The 12149-nt window shown below is 44.0% G+C and carries 15 protein-coding genes; 7 read left to right on the top strand and 8 right to left on the bottom strand.

Features of this window, described 5'->3' with window-relative positions:
- Positions 1-181: 181 nt before the first annotated feature.
- Positions 182-472 carry a hypothetical protein gene (locus B3S93_RS04185; RefSeq protein ID WP_292399748.1) on the bottom strand — a complete coding sequence of 97 codons (291 nt, stop codon included), beginning with the start codon at positions 470-472 and terminating at the stop codon, positions 182-184.
- Positions 473-483: 11 nt separating this feature from the next.
- A complete protein-coding gene (locus tag B3S93_RS04180) occupies positions 484-1266 on the bottom strand; it encodes a hypothetical protein (protein WP_292399751.1) in 783 nt (260 codons plus the stop codon).
- Positions 1267-1466: 200 nt separating this feature from the next.
- Between B3S93_RS04180 and B3S93_RS04175 the strand changes: the two genes are divergently transcribed.
- The 3 genes from B3S93_RS04175 to B3S93_RS04165 all read left to right on the top strand — a co-directional run bounded on the left by B3S93_RS04175 (position 1467) and on the right by B3S93_RS04165 (position 4056).
- Complete coding sequence (locus tag B3S93_RS04175; protein WP_292399753.1) at positions 1467-2261, top strand: metallophosphoesterase family protein; 795 nt, start codon at positions 1467-1469, stop codon at positions 2259-2261.
- A gap of 290 nt (positions 2262-2551) precedes the next feature.
- Positions 2552-3007: a DUF4112 domain-containing protein gene (locus B3S93_RS04170; RefSeq protein ID WP_292399756.1), complete on the top strand. Its 456-nt coding sequence runs from the start codon at positions 2552-2554 to the stop codon at positions 3005-3007.
- Between the two features lie 56 nt (positions 3008-3063).
- Positions 3064-4056, top strand: a complete 993-nt coding sequence (locus B3S93_RS04165) for an alpha/beta fold hydrolase (protein ID WP_292399759.1) — start codon at positions 3064-3066, stop codon at positions 4054-4056.
- A gap of 70 nt (positions 4057-4126) precedes the next feature.
- Here B3S93_RS04165 and B3S93_RS04160 read toward each other — a convergent pair whose 3' ends face one another.
- Positions 4127-4669: a cytochrome b gene (locus B3S93_RS04160; protein WP_292399762.1), complete on the bottom strand. Its 543-nt coding sequence runs from the start codon at positions 4667-4669 to the stop codon at positions 4127-4129.
- Positions 4670-4698: 29 nt separating this feature from the next.
- Positions 4699-5259, bottom strand: coding sequence for a hypothetical protein (locus B3S93_RS04155; protein WP_292399765.1), 561 nt, complete (start codon positions 5257-5259; stop codon positions 4699-4701).
- Positions 5260-5617: 358 nt separating this feature from the next.
- Between B3S93_RS04155 and B3S93_RS04150 the strand changes: the two genes are divergently transcribed.
- Genes B3S93_RS04150 through B3S93_RS04140 form a run of 3 tightly spaced genes read left to right on the top strand, consistent with a single transcriptional unit; the run spans position 5618 to position 8009 of the window.
- Entirely contained in the window at positions 5618-6391 is a 774-nt protein-coding gene (locus tag B3S93_RS04150) for a 5-oxoprolinase subunit PxpA (protein ID WP_292399768.1), read from the top strand.
- Positions 6391-7083 carry a 5-oxoprolinase subunit PxpB gene (gene pxpB / locus B3S93_RS04145; RefSeq protein WP_292399771.1) on the top strand — a complete coding sequence of 231 codons (693 nt, stop codon included), beginning with the start codon at positions 6391-6393 and terminating at the stop codon, positions 7081-7083. Before B3S93_RS04150 ends, pxpB begins: the two co-directional genes overlap by 1 nt.
- Positions 7080-8009, top strand: coding sequence for a biotin-dependent carboxyltransferase family protein (locus B3S93_RS04140; protein ID WP_292399775.1), 930 nt, complete (start codon positions 7080-7082; stop codon positions 8007-8009). The genes pxpB and B3S93_RS04140 overlap by 4 nt, the downstream gene beginning before the upstream one ends.
- A gap of 85 nt (positions 8010-8094) precedes the next feature.
- Here B3S93_RS04140 and B3S93_RS04135 read toward each other — a convergent pair whose 3' ends face one another.
- The 4 genes from B3S93_RS04135 to B3S93_RS04120 all read right to left on the bottom strand — a co-directional run bounded on the left by B3S93_RS04135 (position 8095) and on the right by B3S93_RS04120 (position 10794).
- A complete protein-coding gene (locus tag B3S93_RS04135) occupies positions 8095-8964 on the bottom strand; it encodes a phosphoribulokinase (RefSeq protein ID WP_292399778.1) in 870 nt (289 codons plus the stop codon).
- A 48-nt stretch (positions 8965-9012) separates the two neighbouring features.
- Positions 9013-9213, bottom strand: a complete 201-nt coding sequence (locus B3S93_RS04130; RefSeq protein ID WP_292399781.1) for a hypothetical protein — start codon at positions 9211-9213, stop codon at positions 9013-9015.
- Positions 9214-9622: 409 nt separating this feature from the next.
- Complete coding sequence (locus B3S93_RS15585) at positions 9623-10132, bottom strand: DUF6653 family protein (RefSeq protein ID WP_292399784.1); 510 nt, start codon at positions 10130-10132, stop codon at positions 9623-9625.
- 86 nt (positions 10133-10218) lie between these two features.
- On the bottom strand, positions 10219-10794 hold the full coding sequence (locus B3S93_RS04120; RefSeq protein WP_292399787.1) for an antibiotic biosynthesis monooxygenase: 576 nt from the start codon (positions 10792-10794) through the stop codon (positions 10219-10221).
- Between the two features lie 310 nt (positions 10795-11104).
- On the opposite strand from B3S93_RS04120, the gene B3S93_RS04115 reads away from it, so the two are divergent.
- Positions 11105-12076, top strand: a complete 972-nt coding sequence (locus tag B3S93_RS04115) for a helix-turn-helix domain-containing protein (RefSeq protein ID WP_292399790.1) — start codon at positions 11105-11107, stop codon at positions 12074-12076.
- Positions 12077-12149 lie beyond the last annotated feature (73 nt).

The following is a 12149-nucleotide window of genomic DNA, read 5'->3' as shown; positions in this document are numbered from 1 at the left end:
AAATTTATTAAACAAAAAATGTTTCGTCACTATGGTTGAGAGTCAATATCAATTTATCCAACTTAAAAGAATAAAACCAAGCAGTTTAGCTAAACGGAAATTGATAAAAAACTCCAGATGATTAAACAGAAAAAGGCGCAAAAAAGCGCCTTTTTAAGAGTGCAATATTAAATGACCGAACTCATTCCTGCTTGATCAAATAAACATTTTTCAAGCCTTTAGGTGACAGCGAACCATCATCGTTAATCACCAGGACTTCCTCATCCTCTTCGCTCAACTCAATGAATACCTGGTCACCATCAACGTGATATTCATATTCCTGCATCTGTCCTTTTTCACGAATCATCACTTTGCCATTCGGTTCAAAGGTGTAGTTATAGATGCCAATATCATCAGCATAAGTGCCTTCCAGCCCTGAACCACAGGCTGTCATCCAAAGAGAAAGTAGGCTAATAATAAGTATTTTTTTCATCTGCTTGTTCCTTATAAAGTAGGTTTACTACTGCCAGCAAGTCTGGCTTCAGTGGCTTCGGTTTGCAGCTGCTCAACCCATTCCATGGATTTCAGGTTAGCTTTCACCCACGTTGGTGCATCAATCATGGTGGCAGTGACTCTATTGGCTGGTGCATCTGGCTGTAACATGCCCAATTCGTATACAAGATAGCCTGCACAATCATCAACACTGGTGAGTTTGGTATTTTGAAATCTATCCAGAAAATATCGGTTCCCACTCGACAAAAAAATACTTTTCATAATCTGATCAATATCTGGCGACATCACCAGATTGGTGGCGGAATAACAACTCTGCTTCCCCTCTGGAAACCACCAGACAAGACGACTCCCTATCGTCTGAGCTTCTCCATATTTATCGTTAAGGGCCGCCATGTATTGGCCTACTGTCGTGGGATTATTACGTGTTGTGACAATTCGAGTAATCGCCACAACCCGAGACTGTTCCGGTGGCGACGAAAAATTCACAATGAAGCTATCCTGATCCCGGCCTTTTTCCCCCATCACCTCTTTTCCAGCCGTCACGCTATGCAGAAAAGTCTCTGTTTTGTGGAGTTCAGCGCCGTCGTGGTATTGAAAATATTGATGTTGCTGCTGGATACTTTCCGGTTTCGCGCCATAATCAAGCAGCGTCTTTTCTACTTCTTCAAAGGTCATACCTAATTTCAGGCCGACGATATCGAAATCATTGGCCTGAACTGTCGTCATAAAACTAAAACAAAAAACGGTGAAAATAACCCTTTTAAGCTGTTTCATCCCCCCCTCCTTGAAATTCGCTGGAAATAATTCCAACTTTCCTTTTAAGTTATTTTTCCATAAAAGACAAGTACTTAAATAACTTCTTGCGATGATATTGCTTTACATTAAGGCTTAGGAAGGCAGAAGTCAGGACAATTAAAAATGTCAGGTGTTAAGCAATGTCTTAATAGCCCCCCGCCACCAGCCAGAGGTTGTGTATGAAACGAATTTTACATATTTCGGATTTACATTTTGGCCGGTTGATACCCGAAGTGATATCGGCACTCGAAAAGAAAATAACTGAATTGTCCCCAGAGCTGATTATCATCAGTGGGGATCTGACACAGCGAGCTAAAACCAGCGAGTTTATTCAGGCCGCTAATTTTCTTGAAAGGCTTTCTGCCCCTTATTTAATTATCCCCGGCAATCATGATTTAAGTACTTACCGACTGCATGAACGGTTTCTCTACCCCTGGAAAAAATGGCAACGCTTTATTGCTGCAGATTTGGAACCAACAACTGAAACAGAGACATATAAAGTCATCGGTATCAACACGGCCAGAAGAGTAGGCAATTCGCTGGATTGGTCCCAAGGACGTATCAATGCCCAGCAAATCAAACGGATCGCTGCGTTTTTTGAATCCGCCTCACCCCAGCAAATCAAGATTCTGGTGGCACATCATCCTTTCTGGTTACCTACCGGGCATCAACATCGTGGCTTGATTGGTCGATCTGAACAAGCTATCCAAGCTTTTCAGGCCAATGGCCCGGATATCATTCTTAGTGGCCATGTACATCTGGATTATTGCCATGTTCACGGTGGCATTATTGTCTCTCATGCCGGAACAACGACTTCCGACCGTTTATTACCGGGATTCCCCAACAGTTTTAATCTACTAGAGGGTGATCCGAGCAATATACTGATTTCTCGCTATCACTGGTCAAAGGGTGATTTTACCTATCTCACCAAGCAATCATTTATTAAACAGAGCGATGGTTGGTATGAACAGTAATCAGTGGCCCGACTCATTGACAGAGTTTGTTAATAAATAAGCTGGCTGTGCAGATAAGGTAATTACCGCGTGAGTGCCTGAAATAACAAGTTCTTTCCCAGATTGCGGCGGTCGGAAAAGATGGCAGACTGGCAATTGAATTACAGTATGCTAACCACTTTACTGCATGAGAACAGCAGCTGAACAGCAACCTTTATTGAAGTAGCAGAAGTTGATGGTGAACTGGTCAAGCTTAAACCCCCGTTAAAATATGCGTATTATCAACAAGACTAAAATAAGGATATCGAATCATGAAAACAAAAAGTCGCTTTGTCGAACGTTTAAGTTGGTTTCTCGATGAGAGCATTACCCTTCCGGGTGGCTATAAAATCGGGCTAGACGGCTTTATTGGTCTGATTCCTGGCATCGGCGATTTTATAGGCGGGCTGTTATCCAGCGTTATCATCTACAAAGCTCACCAAATAGGCGTACCACGAATGATTCTGGGCAGAATGGTCATTAATATGATGATTGACACCGTATTAGGTGCTATTCCGGTTGCTGGCGATGTGTTTGATTTTGTCTGGAAAGCCAATAAACGTAATGCAGCACTTTTGGATAAATATCAGCAACAACCCCAACAAGTTTATCGTAAATCGCTGATCGAGAATATTATCTTTATTGCCGTATTACTGAGCATTTTAGTCCTTATGATTGCTTTGATTGGCTGGATAATTGGTTTGATAGCCACAGCTATAAGCAGCTAGAGTCGTAATAAAACCATCACCATCATCGTTTGGGCTTGTTTATGGAGAAAATGTTTATGTCTCGCCTGCTTTGCATCGCTTTGATGATGTTCACCCTGCCGGTTCTGGCCACGGAACATAATTACGGTCCGAGGCTGGAAGGTTTTGAGTATCCGTTTGCCGTTGACTATTTCCAGTTTGATTCACAAGGTCAGTCACTTGAGATGGCCTTTCTGGATATTCAGCCTGAAACACCCAATGGTCAGACAATGGTGCTGCTGCATGGTAAAAACTTCTGCGCAGCCACTTGGGAAGGCACTATTCAATTTCTGACAGAGAATGGCTATCGTGTTATCGCACCGGATCAAGTCGGCTTCTGTAAATCGAGTAAACCTGAGCACTATCAATTCAGCTTTCATCAATTATCCGCCAACACCAGCGCTTTACTTGATTATTTAGCTGTTGAGCGTTACTCGGTTATGGGCCATTCAATGGGCGGTATGCTGGCCACTCGTCATGCTTTGCTAAATCCTGACAAGGTTCAGCAGTTAGTGATGGTAAATCCCATAGGCCTTGAGGACTGGCTGGCTAAAGGGGTGCCCTACCGTGAAATCGATGGCTGGTATCAAAATGCTCTGAAAACCAATGCAGAGAGCATTCGTAATTATCAAAAAAATACCTATTACGCAGGGACCTGGCAGCCTGAATACGATCAGTGGGTGGAAATGCAGGCCGGCATGTTTCGTGGCCCGGGAAAGGAAATTGTCGCCTGGAACTCAGCGTTGACCTACGACATGATTCTGACTCAGCCAGTAGTGTATGAATTTAAAAATCTGCAGGTGCCAACTTTATTGCTGATAGGCGAACAGGATAATACAGCGGTTGGTAAAAACCTGGCACCAAAAGACAAACAATCTGAGCTGGGTAACTACCCAAAAATCAGTCAGCAAGTGGCTGATCAAATACCGAATGCCACTTTGATCACTTTTAAAGAGTTGGGGCATTCGCCACAAATTCAGGCGCCTGATAAATTTCACCAGACATTGCTTGAAAACTTACGCCGACAATGAAAATCCCTGTCGGCGGTTACAAAAAAAAGGGCCGCAAAGCGGCCCTTCAATTTTTGCATTACAGCAATTCTTACCAACGCATCATGCGTCTGATAATGCCGTCATTTCGGTACGAATGGTAAATCGCCCCACTGACATGCACAGCAACTAATGCCAACAGAATCCATGCTGAGTAAGTGTGTAACTCACCCCAGAATTCATTCATATCTTCGTTGGCTTCAGCAATGCGTGGCAAGGTAAATGACCACCACACTACGGTATCCCACTTGGTATGCGCCGAAGAGAGATAACCACTGATACAGACAAAAAAGATCAGACCGTAAATGGCAATGTGCGCCAGAATCGCTGATTTATGCATCCACGGCGTCATATCCTGTGCCGACGGTGGAGCCGGTGGATATTTAAATCGCATGTAAAGCATCACAATCAGCAGTACCACCAGCGTCAAGCCGATGTTTTTGTGCAATTGAAACGGGAAAGCCCGGAATTGAAGCTCCTCAGACGGTAAAGGTAGCCCCATCATCCACCAGCTGGAAATGAAGAGAAAAAAGATGGATACGGCCAGCAACCAGTGAAGGACGACGACCGCTCTGTTAAAACCTTGTCTTTGCATAATGTCTTCCAATTAATTATTTGTGAGAATCAGGCAATTCGTGCCGCTTCGGTATGTCGACCAGCAAGAGCTCCGACCAGTAACATCAAATGCAGAATGAACCACAGCAGGATGCTCCAAAGATACATGCCTCGCAAAATAGGTCCCGCGTTCACCACAGTTGCAAACTGCAGCAGATCAACTATTGCCAGTCCTGCAAATACCACCACTGCTGCCATGGAAGACCATGAGGTATAGTTCACTAAAGCGCCACCGATAATCACTGATGCAAACGCAAGTAAGGTACCGATTAATGCCAGAGTCATCATCGTGCCCGGGAATCCCTCTGGGGTCGCCTGTGCAACACCTTGAACGTAATCAACAAGGAATTCACACTGCTCCAGCGTGATACCTTCTTCATCAAGTTCGCCTAAAGGACAATCAGCCGCAGGCATTTCGCCCGATGCCGGCATATTTGAAGTCAATACAGATTGTTTCATCAGCTCTGTGCCATGCATTGCTGTCAGAAAGACACCAAGCATGATCGCCACTACGCCAAGAATACTGGCCCAGTTAGGCGTCGAGCTATTATTTAGATCGTTAGATACCATAAGCACCTGCCCTCAATTATTATTAATTATTTCGAACAGAAAACAGTACCGTCTGGTGGACGTCTACTACTCTCTCCATTTATATAACCCTTTGCTATTTCGCTGCTTAGGGTCTGCAAACGTTTGGCTAACATACACACAGCACTCACTCACGCTGGTTTAGTCTTATTATTTGAGGCTGCTGCCAAACGAATAAAACCTGTGACATTTAAGGTTTTTATAAGTTCGTGTCACAGGAACCATTCCTCTAAATAAGCATACCTGCTATTGAATGTTACTGCTAACCAAGACAAATTACTGTCGTTAAAATAAGGGTGTATCCTTTACCTACCGTTTCATTTACTGAACCAACTGAACCATGAACCAACGCCAACTCCCAATCAAAAAACTGCTATTGAACTGTGATATGGGCGAGAGTCTCGGGCCGTGGTCTATGGGGATGGATGAACAGATTATGCCCTTGGTGGATATGGCCAATATCGCCTGTGGTTTTCATGCTTCTGATCCAGTCACCATGACCCGAACTGTCCTGTTGGCGAAACAAGCCAAAACACAAATTGGCGCCCATCCAAGTTATCCCGATTTGATTGGCTTTGGCCGTCGCAGCATGCAATGCACACCACTGGAAATTATTTCCATGGTGCAATATCAGATTGGCGCTTTGGATGGCATCTGCCGGGCACATGATTCTCGTGTTGAATATGTCAAACCACATGGCGCGCTCTACAACGATATGATGCGAGATCCCGATATTCTGCGTGCAGTACTTGAGGCCATTACCTCTTACGATAGCAACTTGCCCTTGATGGTGCTGGCCTCCACTGATAATCGTAAAACTGAATCGATTGCTGCAGAGTTTGGTATCAAATTACTATTCGAAGCCTATGCTGATCGTGCCTATGAGAATAACGGCCAACTGCGCCCCCGCACTCAGGAAGGCGCTGTTTATCATTCAGAACAGCAAATCCTTGAACAGGCGTTATTGCTGGCCACCGAAGGTAGCGTCATCAGCCGAAATGGTCAGCGATTAAAGCTTGATGCCGACACATTATGTGTACATGGTGATAACGCTGAATCGGTTAAGGCTGTTCGACATATCCGCAACTCCTTCAACAAACTATATCGCTGCTGATGAAACTCGAGTTTCATATTGAACATGCTGGACCGGATGCCGTGTTAATCCGGTTTGGTGATCAGATAAATACGGATCTGGTCCCCATCATTCGTGCCGCCACCAAACGCCTGCAAAAAGAATTTCAGGAAGAAATTCGTGGACTTGTACCAAGCTATACCACCCTGATGCTTTGTTATGATCCCCGCAAGAATGACTTCCCCAGTATTCAGGATAAAATTCAGCAGCATCTCGCCAACTTGAATATCAGCCCGACCGAAATGGGTAATCTGGTTGAGATTCCGGTGTGGTATCACCCCGAGGTGGGGCCTGATTTACAACATGTTGCCGAGTATCATCAAATCAGCATTGATGACGTTATTCAACGGCATAGTGAAACCATTTATCAAATCTTTGCCATTGGCTTTGCACCTGGCTTTGCTTATATGGGCAATGTATCCGACCAACTCGCCACACCAAGACTGACAACACCACGGCCTCATGTTGCAGCTGGTTCAGTTGCCATTGCCGATCAACAAACAGCGGTTTATCCGATCAGTACACCTGGTGGCTGGAATATTCTGGGACGTACGACGATGAAAATGTTTGATCGTCACAGCCCGAAATTATGCCCGGTGCGTCCCGGTGACAGAGTGAAATTTGTCTCGGTCAGCAAAGCCGAATTTCTGTTGGCAGGAGGCCAGCTCGAATGACGCAGCCAGGTTTAAAAGTGCTCAAACCCGGCATTTTAACGCTGGTACAGGATTTGGGACGCTTTGCCTATCAACATATCGGACTCTCCCCCGGCGGTGCTGCCGATGAACATGCTTTTTTATGGGCAAACCGCTTACTTAATAACCGGTCTAACAGTCCTGCGTTGGAGATATGTTTTGGTGGTTTACAACTTGAAGTATTAGCTAATACCACTATTGCCATAACCGGCGCCGAAATGAACGCCACTCTCAATAACCAACCCATTGATAACTGGCAGACGCATACCCTCATGGTGGGAGATAAACTGAGTTTTGCCCATGCCTCTTCAGGAATACGCAGCTACCTGGCAATACAGGATGGTTTTGAATTGCAGCCCAGCTTTGGCTCTGTCGCGACGGTCATGCGAGAAAAAATCGGCGGCATTGACGGTTACGGCAATCCGTTAAAAGCCGATGACTTTTTGCCATGCAGTCAACACAAACCAAAACTGACAACACATGTACCACCCTTATTTATCCCTGATTACCAGCGCTCTTTAATTCTCAGCGTCATTCCTAACGAACAAACTGATCAATTTGACGAAGCCGAACTGGAAAAGCTTTATCACTGGACCTATCGGATTTCGACGCAAAGCGATCGCATGGGGATAAGGCTGGAAGGCGAACCGATAATGCCTAATGTGCAGGGCATTATTTCCGAAGGCATCCCCTACGGCACCATTCAACTGCCCCCTGATGGTCAGCCAATCATCTTGCTGAAAGATCGTCAGACCATGGGCGGCTATCCCAAAGTTGGCACCTTGTTTGTACTTGATGCCTTTTTACTGGCCCAGCAACAAGCCCATACCGAAGTGAGATTTACCCAGATTTCGCTGGAAGAAGCTCAGGAAAAACTGCGTTATTTCTATCGGTTTTTTGGTGTGTAAGTATCCAGTCGATAAAAATTCATATCGTTTCATAATCAGAACATTCCCATCTGAAACGTTCTCTCAATCGACCGTTACAGCATCTTTAACCTCGCTTGCGTTTCTCCATTATCCTTTCGACGAACGGTGTCAGAATGATTTCCATCGCCAGGCCCATCTTGACGCCAGGCACCACGATATTGTTGGGACGTGACATGAACGAGTCTTTCAGCATCGACAGGTAATAGGGAAAATCCGCCACTTGCGGGTTCTTGAAACGGATCACACACAGGCTTTCATCCGCGGTCGGTATTTCACGCATCACAAAAGGGTTGGACGTATCAATGAGAGGCACCCGCTGGAAGTTGATATGGGTGCGGGAAAATTGTGGTGTTATATGGTGAATATAATCTGGCATCCGTTTGAGGATGACGTCTACTACGGCATCTTGTGAATAGCCACGGTTGGCACAGTCACGTTTGATTTTCTGAATCCATTCGATATTGATAACCGGCACCACACCAATCAACAGATCGGCATACTGGGCAATATTGACTTCATCAGTCACCACACCGCCATGCAACCCCTCATAGAACAGTAAATCACTGTCATTATCGATTTCTTTCCACTTGGTAAAAGTGCCGGGAGGTTGGTTATATCTGGTGGCTTCACACTGATCATGAATGTAGTGACGCTTTTCGCCACGACCAGTTTCAGAGTAGGTTTGGAATAGTTTTTCCAATTTATCCAGACAGTTTGCTTCCGGCCCGAAGTGGGTCAGCGAGCGGCCTTCTGCTTCAGCATTGATGACTTCAGCACGCATTTCTTCACGGGTATATTTGTGAAAGCTATCGCCTTCAATAACGACGGGTTTGATATTTGCCCGGCGAAAAATATCTTCAAAAGCATGTTTTACGGTTGAAGTACCGGCTCCTGACGAACCGGTAACGGCAATAATCGGATGGGAAATCGACATTTAAGCCTTCTCCTTGGTGGTGAACATTGGGAAACGAATTTGTATTTGTTACGAATACAATTTCCGGGCTAGGTAGCCGGTCCACGAGAAGGCATCGACCAGGATATCATTGGTAATGATATCGGGCTGATGTTGGGGTTTACCCTTTACATTGGTTGAGTTCGAGGCGTCCAACATGCCAGTAATGACGCCTCGACCAACCGTAAAAGCAATGTGTTTACATGCTGTTGCCAGATCTAGTAATGCCAAAATATTCATCCTTTCGATTTGCAATTCCATAGGCGGAAAAGCGTGTCACTGATGACCAGTCATTTCTGGTTTTTTTAATCTAGACCAGAGAGGCAATAAATAAAAGGCATAAATATTTATGTTCGGTATAAATAAAATTTATGACTTAAGTCTTAACGACCATTTCATAACGGCACAGGATGGAGTGATCAGCTAGGTAGACAGTTTGGGTTGGATGGCTTTTTTATTAGATTAACTAAAGTGAGATTTAATAATATTCAGTGAGATGGAGCTGAGGAAAAAAAGCGATATCTCTATTGGTTTTTTGGAATGAAGATTTCGTTTTATTTTGTTTTTGGCGTTATTGATAATCGTCATAATAGGATTCATGAGGGAGCTGGAATGTGTACCTCGTGACTTGATTCAAGCCCTAATATTCCCAGCTACGATAAAGCTCGTTTTTATCCTTCATATCTTCGTATAGCCAGACCATTCGGTCCAGGTACCAGCTCTTGCCAAGATAAGCCAATGCAACACCTAATACAGCGCCCCATACTGAGAAATAAACAGTCGCCCAGACCGATACCAGTACGCCTATCAACGAAATTCCATTAAGAATGCCGTGTAGCGGAGTGTTATGGCTATCCGGTATTGGAACAATATCCCGGTTCAAAAAAACACGCTCGCCCAGAACAGCCTTCGATGCCCAGTTTTTGGTAGATTTCGGTTTTTTGAAAAGAATTGGATTGAAAAATAACCAGAGAAGCGATGACAGCCCTGGCACCAAACACCACCAGCCTATCCACTCTCTACTCCAGAACGCGAGAACGATAACAGGAAGCACAGAGTATCGGGTCCAAACACTAATGGGGTTTGCGTGCCTCATCCAGTTGTCATCATCAAGCTTAAAAAGCCCAGCAATCTTCCGTTCTAAAGTCATTTCATAGTACCGATGGGGTAATCATCTGGTTCGAGTAAAATAGCCAGCATTTGAAGCCTCTTGATCTCAAGATCCTTTTTCTAAACCTAACAACCTCGAAACAGCCATGCGTGAATTAATTTGGTGTAGCGCGGCATTACCACATAAACCATTAGCAAAACCGCAATACCGGTAATGATCAATGTGTCGAGATAATGATTATCAGGCAGTCCCAACCTGTGAATGGGTGGCAACAAAAATGGCAACATCAGTACCAGCGGATAGATAGCTGACCAGGTGACCAAAGCCTGTTTCCAACGAATAGGAATTTTGGTATTTGCCTGCTCCGGGGTAAACCAGAAATCCAGCCCGCTGTTAATATAAAAATCATCGCCTTTCACCAGTAATGGTGAAACTTGGGCTATCAGCTCACTGCGTTTGGCCGATTCCATCCAGCCCCGTAAATGTGATTGGTTATCAAAGCGAATAATAATCGTATACGTTTCAGTCAATCCTGCGATAGGCCGAATCACGTTCAGATCCAGATGCCCCGGCGAGCTTTTACAATGTGGAGCAATTTCATTTAACCATGCTTCGTATTCGGGATGTTTATCCTTGGCAACCTGATGGGTAATAACTGCCGTCGCACCATTGGTTAACGGATCCACACGATTTTGTTGCATAAGATTTTTCCTAAAATACCAAGTTGTCGGATACATGTTTCATAAACAAAATATCAAGTCATACGTTTATTTTAAAACTTTATTGCAGTTGAAGCTTATAGAGACAAGGTACGAAAACCTTATATAGATAGTATTCAAAAGCCTCCGTGGGTAACTATTAGGCTTGTTTGTTTGATAACAAATACCAAGCCAGTAAGCTCATTTTTGTTTAGATGCCAATACGTTAATGAATAAGGTATAGTCATTTTCACTGATTATTTTATGGTTTTACTATCATGGTCATTCTCATATCTTTGCTGATGCATTAAAAATGACGTCAACACACCACACCGTCTATCGTGATCAGCCTTTGTTCGATGCTTATGAACAGCAGATGGCACAAGACTGGTTGCCCATTGAGATAATGCAATTATCCGCAGGGAATTTTCGTGGGCATTATCGTGAAGTGGGTAATGATGATGTCAGAGTTGTGTTTGAACAACAAAATCAGGTCATACACAAACGTGCCATTATTGAGCGGGACTTCTGTACGGTTTCTTTTGCACGCATTGCAAATCAGGTACGGGTCTCTGAGTACGATGCTTTCGATAATTCATTATTTTTTCTGCCTTCAAATGTCGAAGTCGATATTCAGGCAGCGAGCGGTGTTGAAACGGTCTATTTTAGATTCGAACAGTCTAAATTAATTGAAGCAGCAAGAGTCATTAACCCAAAATATTGGGAAATGCCGACAGACCGTATTTTGGTATTTGATGGTATTAACCGGGAACCCCTAGAGGATTTTACCGATTATTTATATCAGCTTTCGGCACTGAGTTCGGATGATAATCTGCATGAGCAGCAGAAAGATATTAATTTATCAGTAATGGAATATGTCTTGCTCTCTCTCGATTCATCTTTAGTGTTTGATGAACAATCATCTGATGTACTGTCTCGCCGTCGGGCGGCAAAATCAGTAAGGCAGGCAATAGACTATATGCACGCCAACCTGGAGAGACAGATTTGTCCATCCATTATCGATATTTGTAAAGATTTACATATCAGCCAGCGTAATCTGCAATATAACTTTAAAAAAACAATGGGAATCACCCCCAATGCGTACTTGTATCGATTACGTTTAAACCGGGTTCGTGCACAACTTCTAAAACCAGCTGATATCGGTGTGACAGTCACGCAGTTAGCCAGTGACTGGCATTTTTGGCATCTAGGTCGTTTTTCCAAGGATTATCTGCAATTATTTGGCGAGTTGCCTTCCACCACATTACATCGAGCCTTTAATTAAAATCATTACTTTTTAGCTGCGATTGATACGGCTTTATGTGGCCGATATCGAATATCAGACTTGTAATGTCATA

It is taken from the genome of Methylophaga sp. UBA3613 (assembly GCF_002375415.1).
GTDB lineage: Bacteria > Pseudomonadota > Gammaproteobacteria > Nitrosococcales > Methylophagaceae > Methylophaga.
Note: the sequence above shows the minus strand (reverse complement) of the source record. Positions and strands in the feature narration are given on the sequence as shown.